At 41.5% G+C, this 14165-nt stretch carries 17 protein-coding genes; 6 read left to right on the forward strand and 11 right to left on the reverse strand.

What is annotated here, in order from left to right; all coding sequences use genetic code 11:
• Positions 1-177 precede the first annotated feature (177 nt).
• Together AC0VX1_RS24665 and yutH are read right to left on the reverse strand one after the other, a co-directional pair.
• A complete protein-coding gene (locus tag AC0VX1_RS24665; protein WP_475469453.1) occupies positions 178-1092 on the reverse strand; it encodes a L,D-transpeptidase family protein in 915 nt (304 codons plus the stop codon).
• A gap of 105 nt (positions 1093-1197) precedes the next feature.
• A complete protein-coding gene (gene yutH / locus AC0VX1_RS24670) occupies positions 1198-2199 on the reverse strand; it encodes a spore coat putative kinase YutH (RefSeq protein ID WP_057278053.1) in 1002 nt (333 codons plus the stop codon).
• A 206-nt stretch (positions 2200-2405) separates the two neighbouring features.
• On the opposite strand from yutH, the gene AC0VX1_RS24675 reads away from it, so the two are divergent.
• Entirely contained in the window at positions 2406-2903 is a 498-nt protein-coding gene (locus AC0VX1_RS24675) for a phosphatidylglycerophosphatase A family protein (protein ID WP_034311650.1), read from the forward strand.
• 61 nt (positions 2904-2964) lie between these two features.
• On the opposite strand, the gene AC0VX1_RS24680 is transcribed toward AC0VX1_RS24675, so the two are convergent.
• On the reverse strand, positions 2965-3732 hold the full coding sequence (locus tag AC0VX1_RS24680) for a TIGR01457 family HAD-type hydrolase (RefSeq protein WP_034310188.1): 768 nt from the start codon (positions 3730-3732) through the stop codon (positions 2965-2967).
• A gap of 24 nt (positions 3733-3756) precedes the next feature.
• Positions 3757-4194 (reverse strand): DUF86 domain-containing protein, encoded by a 438-nt coding sequence (locus AC0VX1_RS24685; protein ID WP_048688255.1) that lies wholly within the window; start codon positions 4192-4194, stop codon positions 3757-3759.
• A gap of 343 nt (positions 4195-4537) precedes the next feature.
• Here AC0VX1_RS24685 and AC0VX1_RS24690 point away from each other — a divergent pair, with 343 nt between their 5' ends.
• Together AC0VX1_RS24690 and AC0VX1_RS24695 are read left to right on the forward strand one after the other, a co-directional pair.
• On the forward strand, positions 4538-4804 hold the full coding sequence (locus tag AC0VX1_RS24690) for a DUF3055 domain-containing protein (protein WP_413008005.1): 267 nt from the start codon (positions 4538-4540) through the stop codon (positions 4802-4804).
• Between the two features lie 70 nt (positions 4805-4874).
• Positions 4875-5162 carry a cytosolic protein gene (locus AC0VX1_RS24695; RefSeq protein WP_170946935.1) on the forward strand — a complete coding sequence of 96 codons (288 nt, stop codon included), beginning with the start codon at positions 4875-4877 and terminating at the stop codon, positions 5160-5162.
• 30 nt (positions 5163-5192) lie between these two features.
• On the opposite strand, the gene AC0VX1_RS24700 is transcribed toward AC0VX1_RS24695, so the two are convergent.
• Positions 5193-5468 (reverse strand): YutD family protein, encoded by a 276-nt coding sequence (locus AC0VX1_RS24700; protein ID WP_034310177.1) that lies wholly within the window; start codon positions 5466-5468, stop codon positions 5193-5195.
• A gap of 113 nt (positions 5469-5581) precedes the next feature.
• Between AC0VX1_RS24700 and AC0VX1_RS24705 the strand changes: the two genes are divergently transcribed.
• Positions 5582-6244 carry a YhcN/YlaJ family sporulation lipoprotein gene (locus AC0VX1_RS24705; protein ID WP_063574755.1) on the forward strand — a complete coding sequence of 221 codons (663 nt, stop codon included), beginning with the start codon at positions 5582-5584 and terminating at the stop codon, positions 6242-6244.
• Between the two features lie 39 nt (positions 6245-6283).
• Here the strand turns inward: AC0VX1_RS24705 and lipA are convergent, their stop codons facing one another.
• A complete protein-coding gene (gene lipA / locus AC0VX1_RS24710) occupies positions 6284-7198 on the reverse strand; it encodes a lipoyl synthase (RefSeq protein ID WP_034310172.1) in 915 nt (304 codons plus the stop codon).
• Between the two features lie 187 nt (positions 7199-7385).
• Here lipA and AC0VX1_RS24715 point away from each other — a divergent pair, with 187 nt between their 5' ends.
• Positions 7386-8369 (forward strand): M23 family metallopeptidase, encoded by a 984-nt coding sequence (locus AC0VX1_RS24715; protein WP_413021777.1) that lies wholly within the window; start codon positions 7386-7388, stop codon positions 8367-8369.
• A gap of 86 nt (positions 8370-8455) precedes the next feature.
• Entirely contained in the window at positions 8456-9205 is a 750-nt protein-coding gene (gene yunB / locus AC0VX1_RS24720) for a sporulation protein YunB (RefSeq protein ID WP_063574753.1), read from the forward strand.
• Positions 9206-9227: 22 nt separating this feature from the next.
• On the opposite strand, the gene AC0VX1_RS24725 is transcribed toward yunB, so the two are convergent.
• The 5 genes from AC0VX1_RS24725 to AC0VX1_RS24745 form a co-directional block, all read right to left on the reverse strand.
• Complete coding sequence (locus AC0VX1_RS24725) at positions 9228-10325, reverse strand: HD-GYP domain-containing protein (RefSeq protein ID WP_475469458.1); 1098 nt, start codon at positions 10323-10325, stop codon at positions 9228-9230.
• A 176-nt stretch (positions 10326-10501) separates the two neighbouring features.
• Positions 10502-10804, reverse strand: a complete 303-nt coding sequence (locus AC0VX1_RS24730) for a YunC family protein (RefSeq protein ID WP_034310161.1) — start codon at positions 10802-10804, stop codon at positions 10502-10504.
• Positions 10805-10865: 61 nt separating this feature from the next.
• On the reverse strand, positions 10866-12251 hold the full coding sequence (locus AC0VX1_RS24735) for a bifunctional metallophosphatase/5'-nucleotidase (RefSeq protein ID WP_413021774.1): 1386 nt from the start codon (positions 12249-12251) through the stop codon (positions 10866-10868).
• Positions 12252-12267: 16 nt separating this feature from the next.
• Positions 12268-13095, reverse strand: coding sequence for a sulfite exporter TauE/SafE family protein (locus AC0VX1_RS24740; RefSeq protein ID WP_475469460.1), 828 nt, complete (start codon positions 13093-13095; stop codon positions 12268-12270).
• Between the two features lie 84 nt (positions 13096-13179).
• Positions 13180-14028, reverse strand: a complete 849-nt coding sequence (locus tag AC0VX1_RS24745) for a DUF72 domain-containing protein (RefSeq protein WP_475469462.1) — start codon at positions 14026-14028, stop codon at positions 13180-13182.
• Positions 14029-14165 lie beyond the last annotated feature (137 nt).

The following is a 14165-nucleotide window of genomic DNA, read 5'->3' on the forward strand; positions in this document are numbered from 1 at the left end:
AAAAACTGTTTGCCTGTAGAAAACATTTGTATTTGTATAGTAGACATTATAAGTTTAATTCACATAATTATCAATAGTTAGAAAAGATGGATGCACGAACTTTTTTCGTCCATCCCTTGAACGAGTAAGAACGGGTAACGTTTATTTTTTTTTATGGGAAAACCATTTTGATGATTATTACTTAACGCTCTTCAATGAATCATTTGTACCCATTACAATATGTGGCTTTTGCACGGGATCCATCCATTTCAGTAAACTGAGGACATTCCTTTCGGCCGTGGCTGTACATCCCGCCGTCGGTTTTGTACCCCCTCTCCATATATGGAGAAAGATTGCACTGCCTTTTCCTTTTATGATGGGATCCGTATTATAATTGATGACCGCTCCATACCTATACAGTTCATGATTCATCCTTTCAAAAGACTTCCATTTAACTGCAGGATTTCCTTTATAGGTTTTCCACTTGTTATAATCCTTGGATGTCTGATCATCAATCCAGTAGTCATATTTGGTCGTTTTCTTATAACCCATTTTCATTCCGGACGGCTTCGTTTCGCTTCCAAAGGCCGTACCAAAGGAATAAATTCCAACCGGGGATTTCCCATCCCCCTCTTTTTTGCTCTTCGTGAAGCCGTTCTTCCCAATGACACCCTCCATCTTCTTCAATGCCCGGCGCCATTCCCCTTGTTTCTTCTCATAAGTTTGGATCGTTACCTTCGTATCACTCATCGATTTACCTGTCGCCGATACAACTTGGTTAACGCCTTTCCTCCTATCGAATTTCTTCAGAAGAGCCTTTTCATCAGTACTGAAAACCTCTTTTACATCTGCCATATTGATATATGCGGACTTATTTGCGTGACAGATTTCATACCAGTTTCCAGTTCTCCCGCTTGCCGATAATTCTTTATTTTTCTTATACTTTTTTAACGTTTTACTTGCAGCCGACGCCTTTTCTTTCACATCCGCTTCAGACTTCATGACAATCTTGAATTGAGTCGATTCGCAACTTGTTTTCGATTCAGCTTTCGCAAGATTCGCCGTTTGGATGATTAAAAAGGCTATAACGGCGGCCATCATCAATCTTTTCATGATCCCATCCTTCCGCAGTGATTAAATATCTAATTATTCTAAAAAATCTTGTTATTATCATAACATAGTAAGTAAGAATGAATCATATTTCTTTCCCGTTTTTATCTAAATCCAGTCAATTTTAGGCAAATCATAATGCTTGGCAGGGACCTCTGCCAATTCATAAAAATGTTTGAGGAAGGACTCATATTGTTGGGAGGATTTCGTGATCGAAGCTATTTTATCCTCCAATTCATTCGACCTTGATTCCGTCGTTTTTGAAAAATACTCTTCCACCGTTTCAAAATAATGAATGGGAAACAGCATCCTCGAATATAACAACCGGGCTGAAAAACTGGATAAGGGTTCTATGGACTGATATTCGTGAAAGAAATGGCCAATGCCCCGCTGATGGGTATGCACATTTTGAAAATAATGTTCCCTCACCCATTCCGCGACATCCCTGGTTCCGTGGTCGAATACCCAATCGAACGGATTTTTCATCCACTTATTGCTTTTCCAGGTATCATGTAAAAAACGTTCATAACATACCGTTCCGCTATCGACAATTTGCGGAGTATCATCAATTTCCGTGTCGACTAAATATTGAATCGCATTTTCACCTAGGACCATATAATAGGGAAAGGTTTCTATAAATAATTTTTCAAACTGGTTATCAGGATGGGCGTTGAGCTTATCCCGCCAAATCTTTTCTAACTGATCGATCCTTTGTTCCCAGAGTTCTTTCCATTTACCGATCCTTGAACAAGTTCGAATCGTTTCATTAATCGTTCTCCCACGCTGATGGAATCTTGCCAGACGTCTTCCCGGATTGAAATTTCTCGGACCTTCCAATGCCTGATTGGCGAGAAGGATGAATAATTGTTCATCCGCTTCCGAAACATAACTTCCATGATTGGCAAGGACAAAGGCGGATACGTGACGATCACCTTGTGAAATCAGATGTTGAGACATTTTATACCGTTCCACTAATTCCTCCTGCTCCATATTTTCAATGGGAACAATACTGTACACCATATTTCCTGAGCGGAAGCTTGGAAACCTGACATTGGCCTCTTCAAGCTCCACCTGTATGCCATAATTATTAAAAATGATTTCTTCTATCATGGAATGGCCTCCTTCATCAAATGGATATAATAGAAATATTGGACATCATATACTTATATATATGTGGAATAACCCGTTTTCTGAATGATTATCGAAACCTTATTAGAAATTCCAATCAAAACATCCTCCATAGGTTTTCAGTTTAATCAAATCAAACTACCTGCATTAGAACTATCCCTTTAAAATATAGAGAAATGGGTGATGAAATGGCTAATATTGAACAATCAATGTCTGAAAAAACAGCTCGGAAATGGCTAATTGAACGAGGAGTGAAATTGGAGGATATCGCTGAGCTTGTCATGTATTTACAATCCGGCTACCATGAAAATCTCCAAATGTCCGATTGCCTTCACAATGTCGAACGGGTCCTTTCAAAACGCGAGGTCCAAAATGCCATCCTTACCGGCATACAGTTGGATATTCTGGCTGAGAAAAAACTCCTCGAGGAGCCTCTGCTGAGCATCATTGAAATAGATGAAGGCCTATATGGGGTCGATGAAATATTGGCTTTTTCAATTGTGAATGTTTATGGCTCCATCGGCTTTACCAATTATGGTTTCATCGATAAACAAAAGCCGGGTATCTTAAAATATTTAAATGATAAAAGCACAGGTAAGGTGAACACCTTTTTAGATGATATCGTTGGGGCAATTGCCGCTGCCGCTTCAAGCCGGCTTGCCCATAGAACCGAAAATGCGGAATAGTAAACGAATGATATTGACGACATGAAAAAAACCAGGGCTGCATTCGCAGACCTGGTTTTTTTCATTCAAAGCGCCATAAGTCAAGGGTGTCCACCACATGCGTAGGCTGCTCCTTATATTGCTTTAAACGTTCTTTTGTCGTTACGCCAGTATGTACAAGCAGTGTATCGATCCCAGCATTAATGCCGGCAAGGATATCCGTATCATAGTTATCTCCAACCATGATTGTCTCTTCTTTAGGAACCCCCAATACTCTTAGGGCTTGCTCCACTATGACGGATTCTGGCTTTCCAATGAAAATCGGCTGTACCTGGGTCGAAACGGAAACAACGGAAGTCAAGGAACCATTCCCAGGCAAAAGGCCTTGCTCGGTAGGAATGGCAATATCACCATTGGTCGAAATGAAAACAGCACCATTTCTTACAGCAAGACAGGCTTTTGACAGCTTTTCATAATTGATGCCGCGGTCGATGCCCATGACCAAATAATCGGGATGCTCTTCAACAAGCTTCATTCCTTTTTCCTTAAGAGCCTCGATTATGCCTTCTTCACCCACCACATAGACCGATGCACCTTTCTTTTGTTCAGCTATGTAATTGGCAGTGGCCATGCTTGTCGTGAAAACCTGGTCATCCTCCGTCGATATACCGATGCTTCTCAATTTATCCGCTACCTGTGCCGGAGTACGGGATGAATTATTGGTGACGAATAAATAAGGGATATCCCTTTTCCTTAAGTCATTAATAAACCCTGCCGCTTCCGCAATTTGTTCCGTTCCTCGATACATGGTGCCATCTAAGTCAATTAAATATCCTTTATACGACTTCATTTGAAATTCGCCTTCCTAACGCTGCTAGTTTTTAAAAGCTGAAACAGGTCCCAATTCATTCGTTAAATAGTTCCTCACCAAATCAGGGAATTGCTTGAATGCCTCGATATTTTCCGAAAATACGGCATGCAGTTCTTTGTGATCCACTTCAATGAAGTCTTGAACCAGCATTTTCCTTAATGGCAAAACCTTTTTGAATTGCATCGCTTTTTCTTCTGAAATCACTTTTTCATCTTGAAGGATATCGATAATATCCTCATAACTTCCCGGATCACGCATAATGAAACCATCAATTACCGCATTTCCTACATCCAACACGGAATCGATGGAAGTTTGTATAAGCCTTTCAGCGATAAGTTCCGAATGGTCTCCATCCCAATTATCCTGCCCCTCAAAAAGTCCAAGCTGCTTTTCAAGAAAACCTAATATTTGTTCAATCTTTTGGCGGTCTACAAAGTACATTTTTCCAGATCCTTTCTGATCTAAGATGATATAGGGAATCATTGGTTGAATGAGCGGCATAGTCAAAAACGCTGTACCGAACCAACCTTATTCCTTGATAATACCATAGCTTCTCCCTTACTCTCAATTCCTTCAACCACACATTGCTTTTCTACGGGGGTGCATTTCCAGACCTACACTCCCCGATTCCATTTATATTCTTGCCATTTTCATTAATCGATGAATGCCATTATTGCTTGAGCGAAGTTCTTCAGCCGGAAGCCCCGAAAAATGTCTGTTCCCCTATTGAAGCCACTTTGTTATGATGGAACTACAAATGTGAAGATACGAAGGGAATGATACTATGGAAGATCGCTTTTATTTATATAATGACATCGTTGATTCAAAAACCCGGTTCATAAGCTTCATGGGAGAGGAATCAAGATTCGATCTGGCCATTACGGCAACCGATCGTTTCTATGGAAAGAAGCTTGTTTTAAATATGCAGAGTAACCGTTTCGCGATTATTGGGCCTGATGATTTGGAAGAGGAAGGCTATCTTGAGCATGCCTTTCAATTGTCGGAAGCGGAAGCCGAAGAACTTCGTCACTTTTTAATGGAAATCGTCTGAGTGCTGAAGTTTTTTAGCTTAAACGGGAAACCTACTGAGTGTAAGACCGATTACATGAGGGGGGATTATCTTGGACAAAGAAGAATACCACGATTTTTCCAATGTCGAAAAACAGAGGGATTATTTAATTCCTGAAGAATTTCCCGAAGGACCTTTTGGATCAGCCATAGCAAAAGATGAACCAGTTCAGAATAAAAATACCCCGTGGCAGGAAGGGCAACGATATCAAAGTGCCTTTAATTATGAAAATAAATCGTTACATGAGGGTATGCCTCGACAATATCCTGGGGCACATCCGACACATGATGATTCAGAAAAAGACGAACAGCCTCCATATAAAGGATATGGTAACTCTTAACATGGAAGGCCAGAGTGAATTCTGGCCTTTTTATTTCTTTATTTTCTTCACGACGAAATAAGGACAGCCAAAATTGCAGTATTCATATAAATATTCACTAAGCGTGCTTATTTTCGTATCAAAGGTGGCTTTCTGATTGGAATCATCAAAAAATCCACGCAGCCTCAATTGCCCGTAACCCCAATCGCCCACTATATAATCATACTTCGTTAAAATCTCACTGTATCTGGCCTTAAACGCTTCTTCGTTATAGCCTTCCCTTTCATCCTCAATTATTTCATAGGTCATGTTATTGATGTTAATCATTGTTTTCACCTCTCATATATACATTCCTTCTTTAAATTATAACTGATTCCCCATCAATTACTAAGCGAAAAATAGAGAAATATGTTCATCCTAAAGTTATGGGGGTGTTATTGATGAAAAAAACGATAATAACGATAGGTTTAAGCTCGATTATTGCACTAACCGGATGTGCTGATAAAGATAAAGATCAGGGTCTCGGGGCAAAAAACAATGCCGGTAACCCAACAAACGTAAATAATCCAACTCAATATTATGACGAGGATTATCGTAATAATGACAATAAAAGTGATGATTTCGGTTTTACCCGCACAAATAGTGCAACCATTGACGGCCGTAACATTTCCAACAAAGCTGCTTCCATTGACCGTGAACAACTTTCTGATGTCATCTCTAAACTGAGTGTTCAGATTCCAAATGTCAATGATGCCGCTACCCTCGTTACTGATGAGGAAGTGCTTGTCGTATATGATACCAATGCAAAGGATCGGACGGAAACCGCAGACCAGGTAAAACGTACTGCCATGTCCGTCGTGCCTCGCTACTATCATGTCTATGTCAGTGATGATTATCAAACCCTTGCCCAAGATGTCGAGAACTTCGCTACAGTGAAATCCGGCAGCAGAGGGATTGACTATACGATTGAACAGACCATCAAAAGAATGCTGAAGTCGCCTCAAGGATACAAAATGAGTGACGGTGAAAATGAAAACGGTGAAATGGTTAACGATAAAAGAGATCATCACGATAACATCCATCAAAAAATGGATAACCGTTGAATACAAAAGGACCGAATTTTTTCGGTCCTTTATTTCACTCTATTTCAATAATTCTTCACCTTTGCTCTGCTTATGTTTTGCCGCAGCATTAACCTGTTCATCCGCATGGTAGGACGAACGGACAAGCGGACCTGATTCACAATGGCTGAATCCTTTTTCCAATGCACGTTCTTTCAGTTCGGCAAATTCTTCAGGCGTGTAGTATTTCAGCACTTTTAAATGCTTTTTAGTTGGCTGCAAATACTGGCCGATCGTCATGATATCCACATTATTGGCCCTAAGGTCATCCATTGTCTCAAGGATTTCCTCACGCGTTTCACCCAGCCCCACCATTAAACTGGACTTTGTCGGTATTTCCGGATACAGTTCCTTGGCTCTTCTTAAAAGCTCCAATGAACGATCATACTTGGCCTGAGCCCGTACACGGTCGGATAAACTTCTGACAGTCTCTATATTATGGTTCAGGATATCCGGTTTAGCATCCATCAAAGTCTTGATATTTTCAAACACCCCGCCCATATCAGACGGCAATACTTCAATTGATGTAAATGGATTTTTGCGACGGATGGCACGGACCGTTTCAGCGAAAACTTCAGCGCCTCCATCCTTTAAATCATCACGGGCAACAGCTGTAATGACGACATGCTTTAAATTCATCAAAACAACGGAATCGGCAACACGCTCCGGTTCAGCCCAGTCCAATTCATTCGGACGTCCGGTTGTTACTGCACAAAAACGGCAAGCCCTTGTACAGATTTCACCTAGAATCATGAAAGTAGCCGTCCTTCTCACTGCCCAGCATTCGTGAATATTCGGACATTTTGCCTCTTCACAGACTGTATGAAGATTTTTCTCGCGCATCATATTTTTTAAACCGAGGTAATTTTCGTTAGTATTAAGCTTTATTTTCAACCAATCTGGTTTTCGAAGAATTTCTTTATTTCTAGAAGACATGAAAATGCCACTCCATTCTATAGAAATTAACACACCCTACTTTAACAATAAAAAAGCATTTATACAAGTTATAGTTGGTTTCCCATTATTTATTTTTCATGTTTATTGCCAAATCAGCAAAACTATAAAAGATGGATGGACTGATGTCTTTTAATAACGGAGAATATCATGAAAGGAGCCTGCCCCGTTGAAAAAATTACTTCTAACGATAACTTGTTTGTTTATCTTGGCACCAGGCCAAGTCGCCAATGCTGCCGATACCCCTGATGTTTATGCCGGGAGAATGGCGCTATATAAAAATATGGAGGCTGCCCTCCAAATCCCGTGGTATTACCTTGCTGGAGCAGATCAATATGAGCACAGCCTAAGGGCCGCAAGAAGGGATTTAGAGCCGGCAAAGGGTTTTATAGGCATCCACATCGAGCCTTCAAAGTGGAGCGGGGCTCTCAATCCTGACTTAAACGATGCGAACCCGCTCACGATCACATTTTTTGATGGGTTGGGCCAGGATGGCAATGGTGATGGCAAAGCGGATATCACTAATGATACCGATCGATTGTATGCTTTTTCTAAGCATCTCCAAGCATATGGTGCAGATGAAGATAATATCCGGATCGGCTTGTGGGATTATTATAAACGCGATAAAGCCGTCAGCATCATTATGGGCAATGCCGAGATTTATAAGAAATACGACCGGTTGGATCTACATGAAAAAGCCTTCCCGGTTCCAGTACGGACTCATTATACGTACTTGAATACATGGGGAAGCGCTCGCGGATGGGGCGGAAGGAGAATCCATGAGGGCACTGATATTTTTGCGGATTATAGCCTTCCCGTTCGTTCCACGAGCTATGGAATCATAGAAATGAAAGGCTGGAATAAATTCGGCGGTTGGAGGATTGGGATACGGGATTTAAATAATACCTATCATTACTTTGCCCATTTAAGCGGCTTCGCCAAAGGGTTGAAAGTCGGTCAAATCGTTGAGCCCGGACAAGTCATCGGGGGTGTCGGCAGTACGGGCTACGGTCCTCCAGGAACTTCCGGAAAATTCCCTCCTCATCTTCATTACGGAATGTACAAAGACAACGGAATCACAGAATGGAGCTTTGACCCTTACCCCTATTTAAAATTGTGGGAAAGGAAAGATCTAGCCAAAAAGAAATGGTGAGCGGCGTGAATTTTACGCTGCTTTTTTTTGATTCGAACATAAACCCCTGAACTTGATGCATAGTTATTAGTAAAGGGGGCTAAAGCGTGTTCCGAAAAAGATTTCGAACGAAGAAATTCCGAAAAAAAGGGCCTCTTCCCACCCGAAAAGTATTTCTCTATTCATTTATCCTGTTCATCATATCAAGCATCATGACTCTTTGGTACGTGGACAAATCGATCGAACCCGTGATCATGAGTGTAGCCGAATATGAAATCAAACGGATTGCAACCGAAACGATTCATGAATCGGTTGATGAGAATATAGCCAAGATTGACATGAACAAAATCATCACCAACACCAAGGGTGGTGAGGACTCCAGTTCTTCCTATAGCTTCAATCCAGTCATATATAGTGAATTGCGGGCTAACATCACGAAGGATATTCAAAAGAAGCTTGGCATCAAACAGGGAAACCCTTTTAAAACAGGATCTTCCAAAATAAATGATGAACAATATAAAAGTGTGGTGTATTATATACCATTTGGTGTCGTAACCGGGAATAACCTCCTTTCCAATTACGGACCTGAAATCCCAGTGAAAATGTCAGTCATCGGGAATGTTGAATCGGATTTGAGGACAAAACTGACAAACGCAGGCATCAATAATGTTTATTATGAATTAATTGTGGACTTTGATGTCAATATTCAAATCGTCATCCCCTCTTTCACGAAGGAGACCAAGGTAAGCCAGGAAGTGACAGTCGGAAGCCTGCTGATCGAAGGTGATGTTCCAAGTTATTTCAGTAACGGAAACGGCTCGGTTGCACCTGCCATCATGAAGGAAAACAAGGAATGAAAAAACCAGCTTATCCTTGAGGTTAGGCTGGTTCTTGTATATCGAGACATTTCATGATGAGCAAATGCAGGTTTTTATTCAAGTCCACTTCGTAGGGCTCTTTTATCTGCTCTCCATCTTCTTCAAGTATCCATATCATGGGGCGGTCTCCTATCCCTTCATTTTGAGAGGATACTACCCCTTTCCTCCCATCATTCAATTCGACGGATAGACCATTGGGATAAATGGCAACCGCCCTGCGGAAAGCCTCGATGATCGTATTGTCGAACTTTTTCCCGACTCCGGCATAAAGGACTTCCAATCCTTGATGCGGCAGCATGGCCTTACGGTAAACCCGATTGGAAGTAACGGCATCAAACACATCGGCAACGGCAATGATCTTGCCGAAATAATGGATTTCATCCCCTTTTATCCCACGGGGATATCCAGATCCATCTAACCTTTCATGATGCTGATAGGCACAATTCGCAACTAAAAGTGAAACGGTATGAACATTTTTAATTAGATGAAATCCGTAATCGGCATGTTTTTGGATTTGTTCAAACTCCTTTTCCGTCAGCTTACCGGGTTTACGGAGGACTTCCAAAGGCACGAGCATTTTGCCGACATCATGTAAAATCGCTCCAAGCCCAAGAATTTCGAGATTCTTATCATTGATATTCAATTCCACCCCGATCGCCAAGGTATATAAGGTCACATTGAAGGAATGTGTGAAGATATAGTCATCGTATGTATAAACGTCGGCCAATAAAGTCATTAGCTCTTTATTCCTTTTCAGCTCGCCCATGATGTTCCGGACTATTTGAGTTAATTTGACGTTAGCATGCTCTATCGTGAATGATCCATGCAGGTTCATTTTATTTTTCATGTCCAGGAAAGTGGTTTCAATCATATTAATGGCTTCTCTTCTAAGTTTCCCGGAAACTGGGGGCTTCGGAATAATGTCATCCGTCCTGGAATCTTGAATGTAAACATAGGGAATATTAAGGGAAACCAGTCGATTGATCATCTTCTGCGTTAATCTAAGACCCTCGCACAATAGGATATGGCCCCGATCATTATAAATGTTTTTACCGAGCCTTGCTCCAGGTCTTAGGGACTTTGTAATAGCTAGCCTCATACTTTTACTCCGTTTCCCCATTCAATATTTGCAATTCAAACCGATTCTTTCTTTTATAAGTTTTATCGGAGCATATTTTTATAAATGAATCTGTTAGAACATATTTATTGAAAAAATATTAGCATTACTTTGATAAAAAAATAAGGCCCCCTTCGGAAGAAAGAAAGCCCACCTTTTCAAATCATTTTGATTAATGCCTCTTTACCAATCATTCCTGGATGTATGCCCTTTTCCACAGCCTCCCAGGTGACTGATTCCAGCGGCGCTTCCAATAACTCTTCAATCGATTTAACTCCTGTGGCCCTCCCTGCAAGGATTTTACGATCTCTCAATTTATCGTTCAGCAGTCCAACATCTAACGCACCGCACATTATATACCCTTTTTCGGACGCGACAGCAAGTAAATTCGTTTTCGGCAGTCGGACAGAAATGGCTAGGAATGTATGATTATCAAGAATTATTGGGATCATGTTAATCAATTGGTTTCTCCCCTTCCTTCCCCATACTTTATGAAAAAAAGGGCGAAACCGTGATTTTGTATCAGGGTTTCGTGTATATTTTTTTCAGCTTCCATAAAAGGATATCCCGTAAGAATTCCGGCAGTAAGTATTCCTTGCGATTGGAGCGATGGATACTTGGAAAGAAGTGCCCGAACGTGAACATATCAGGTATTGCCAATTTATAGGACTTATCCGCCTCCAGTTTCTCTCCTTTTATAAGGATCCCTTTTACGATTCCATTCTCCATTTCGTTAAATTCAATTTGATCATAATGCATGACTCCCATGATTTTTCCGCGGAAACCGAAACCTTTCACCTGAATATGAGGCCACTCTTCATTTCTCGATTGCATCAAGATTTCCTTTAACTCATTCCCATCTACTTCAACGACGCAAGGATTGATGGGATGTGGGCAGATTCTGTGAATATCCCCTTTTGTGACAGGTCCCTTCGGAAGCCCCTCGAGCAGAAGACCTGCATTCAAAAAGGAACAATCCGCCTGACTCCACTCCCTTAGGGCCTCCACAAGGATTTCCGTCAAAGGACTTCGTTTGAACCAATCATTATCCAGTGCCACCGGTAAATCCACAGCAACCTGTTTTAGCGTTTTTCCTCCGGCCTGGTATATTTCTTCAATCCATGACCGTTCATTCTCCAATTCCAAAAAGTCATTGGTATCATAAAGAATGGCTCTCTTCTGGCTAATTTTCTTTTCCTGATTGACGGTCATTTCCACCTGTCCAACAAAAAAACCATATTTCCCTGCCCCGCAAAGGAGTGTGTCATTGATCAATTTACCTTGGTGGAGGATGTGGTGGGTATGCGCGCCAAGTATAATGTCAATTTCCGGAAAGTCCCTTGCCATCCTCTCATCATCATGGATGCCCAGGTGGGAAAGGATGATGATTACATCCGCCTCTGTTTTGACCCTTTCGAGCTGCGCCTTTAACTCCACGAATGGTTCCTTTATTTCCCAGCCCATCGCAGAATAAAACTTTTGAAAAAAGGCTGTCAAACCTATCATCGCGATTTTGGTGCCTTTTGCCGTTGTATGTATCCAAAATGGAAGCGCCCATTCCGGCCTTTCATTATCACCGTAATAAATATTGGCTGCCAAGACCTTGAACCTTGCATGATCATATAAGGAATCCAATGCATCATGAGGTAAAGTGATCCCTTCATTATTGCCGATGGTCACATATTGGTAGCCCGCTTCATTAAGCAGTTCAATATTTCCTTTACCCAACGTACCTTCTGTATATGGATGCCAGCGGTCCACATGATCGCCTATATCCAGTATGATCGCTTCTTCTCCCGTTTCTTGATGAAGTTGTCTTCTTTCTTTAAGAAACTTATCAATACGAGGCCAATTCTCAAAATGACTATGGAGATCATTGGTGTGATATAAATGAATGATTTCTGACATCATTTTTCCTCCTCGTTTATCCTGTAATGCCTTGGTATATAAGACGTAAACCAATGATTATCAGCACTATTTTCAACATATTCTCCAGCGATGCACTCTTTAGGCGCGTATTTATGAATGCGCCCAATTTAGCACCGAACCACGCACCCGGAATCAGGGCAAAAGCATATGGCCAATTTACATTTCCAAGGGAAATATGCGTAATCGAATTAGTGATGGAAGATAGGAATACCATGAACATCGAAGTCGCTACAGCCATATGCGGAGGAAAGAAGAAAAGAAGCATCATGACGGGTACCATTAAGGCTCCGCCGCCAATTCCAAATAACCCGGAGCTGAATCCCACGACAAAAGAAATAAATACAGCTAAAAGCGGGTGGTAACCATAGGAAAATGAATGTCCATTTTCGGTTTTATACGTTTTCACTATTTTCCCTTTTCCAGGCTTGAAAAGCATGGGCTTCAAACGATTTTTCACTAATAACACGATGGCCATGAAAACCATGAAAATTCCAAAGTACAATGAAAAAGCTTCGGCGTTAAGGTTTTTATTCACATGGGCCCCCATTATTCCCCCAGGTGCACCGCCAATAAAAAAGATTAAGCCGGCCTTATAATCCACCACCTTATGTTTTAAATAAGATAGAGTGGAAGATAAGCCGGTAAAAATCATGATTACGGTTGAAACACCAACGGCGACCTGTGGAGTCAGCTCTTCGATAATATTTGTAGATGTTCCTAAATATAAAAGGGAAGGCACAATGATGATGCCGCCTCCCAGACCGACAAGAGCGCCGATTGATCCCGCTAATAATCCAATACCCACTAATACTAACCATACCATGAAAAAATCCGCCTTTACCTGTTTGTGAGGATATTACCTCTACTAGCTTGTCACATCATCTCATTATTCATTATATAATCCCTCTTAAAACAAACCAAGCTGCTTAGGAGCCAGTCCTTCATATTCTATACCAAGCAGCTCGATCATTTGTTTGGCATTATCAGCTGCATCCCCGCCTGAGTTATTATTGAACAGGACATATAACTCCTTGGATTCCTTTTCCAATACCCTGATTTTCTCCACCCATTCAGTCAATTCCTGATGATTATATCGATATAGGTACCTGACCTCACGCCAATTATCCCCCGACGCAGGCCTTTGCCAACCATGCAGGTTACGGCCATGAAAGCGTACCAGGGTTTTATCTTTATCGGTGGCATGCAGAACGACAGGAATGGATCCCTCACCAGCCTGCGGCTCATCGCATACAGTATGGATCCAGCCTTCCTTTTCGATAAAATCCAAAGTTTGCTGGACTACGTTGGGCCTGTACCAGCTTTGATTCCGGAACTCTATGGCAACTGGGATATCGCCCATTTCAGCTTTGCACCATCGCAGGTAATTCACATTTTCGCGTTTACAATCAAACCATGGCGGAAACTGAAATAAGACCATCGCGAGCTTGCCGGACTTCCAATATGCTTCCAGTGAGTCGCAAAACGCCTTGAACATCTCCTTCTTACTTTCAAATGGGATTTCCCCACGTTGATGTCCTGTCATCCCTTGGTAGGCTTTAACGACAAACCGGAATGATGCTGGCGTCTCGGATACCCACTTTTCACTGTTCCTCTTTGGCTGGACTGCATAGAATGAGGCATCCACCTCCACAATGGGAAAATGAGCGCCGTACTCTTTGAGTTTATCACGTTGGGAAACACCTCCATGATATAAACTATCATGATCACCCCAACCGGTCACACCAACATAAATCATCTGCATCACCACTCCTTTGGGACAGGACCATTTCCTGACTTCTTCTTTTATTTTTTTTTACCCTCATTGAGCCATATTTAATCTTTCGTATAAGGGGGTGGAATATCATAATATCAAAACAAAAAGCCTGCCAGTCA

It is taken from the genome of Peribacillus sp. QJM3NY_7, assembly GCF_056173225.1.

What these genes read in the sequence shown, in the direction of transcription:
- AC0VX1_RS24665 (WP_475469453.1), bottom strand. Translation starts at nt 1,092, where the DNA reads ATGAAAAGATTGATGATGGCCGCCGTTATAGCCTTTTTAATCATCCAA.
- yutH (WP_057278053.1), bottom strand. Translation starts at nt 2,199, where the DNA reads ATGATAGAAGAAATCATTTTTAATAATTATGGCATACAGGTGGAGCTT.
- AC0VX1_RS24675 (WP_034311650.1), top strand. Translation starts at nt 2,406, where the DNA reads ATGGCTAATATTGAACAATCAATGTCTGAAAAAACAGCTCGGAAATGG.
- AC0VX1_RS24680 (WP_034310188.1), bottom strand. Translation starts at nt 3,732, where the DNA reads ATGAAGTCGTATAAAGGATATTTAATTGACTTAGATGGCACCATGTAT.
- AC0VX1_RS24685 (WP_048688255.1), bottom strand. Translation starts at nt 4,194, where the DNA reads ATGTACTTTGTAGACCGCCAAAAGATTGAACAAATATTAGGTTTTCTT.
- AC0VX1_RS24690 (WP_413008005.1), top strand. Translation starts at nt 4,538, where the DNA reads ATGGAAGATCGCTTTTATTTATATAATGACATCGTTGATTCAAAAACC.
- AC0VX1_RS24700 (WP_034310177.1), bottom strand. Translation starts at nt 5,468, where the DNA reads ATGATTAACATCAATAACATGACCTATGAAATAATTGAGGATGAAAGG.
- AC0VX1_RS24705 (WP_063574755.1), top strand. Translation starts at nt 5,582, where the DNA reads ATGAAAAAAACGATAATAACGATAGGTTTAAGCTCGATTATTGCACTA.
- lipA (WP_034310172.1), bottom strand. Translation starts at nt 7,198, where the DNA reads ATGTCTTCTAGAAATAAAGAAATTCTTCGAAAACCAGATTGGTTGAAA.
- AC0VX1_RS24725 (WP_475469458.1), bottom strand. Translation starts at nt 10,325, where the DNA reads ATGAGGCTAGCTATTACAAAGTCCCTAAGACCTGGAGCAAGGCTCGGT.
- AC0VX1_RS24735 (WP_413021774.1), bottom strand. Translation starts at nt 12,251, where the DNA reads ATGTCAGAAATCATTCATTTATATCACACCAATGATCTCCATAGTCAT.
- AC0VX1_RS24740 (WP_475469460.1), bottom strand. Translation starts at nt 13,095, where the DNA reads ATGGTATGGTTAGTATTAGTGGGTATTGGATTATTAGCGGGATCAATC.
- AC0VX1_RS24745 (WP_475469462.1), bottom strand. Translation starts at nt 14,028, where the DNA reads ATGATTTATGTTGGTGTGACCGGTTGGGGTGATCATGATAGTTTATAT.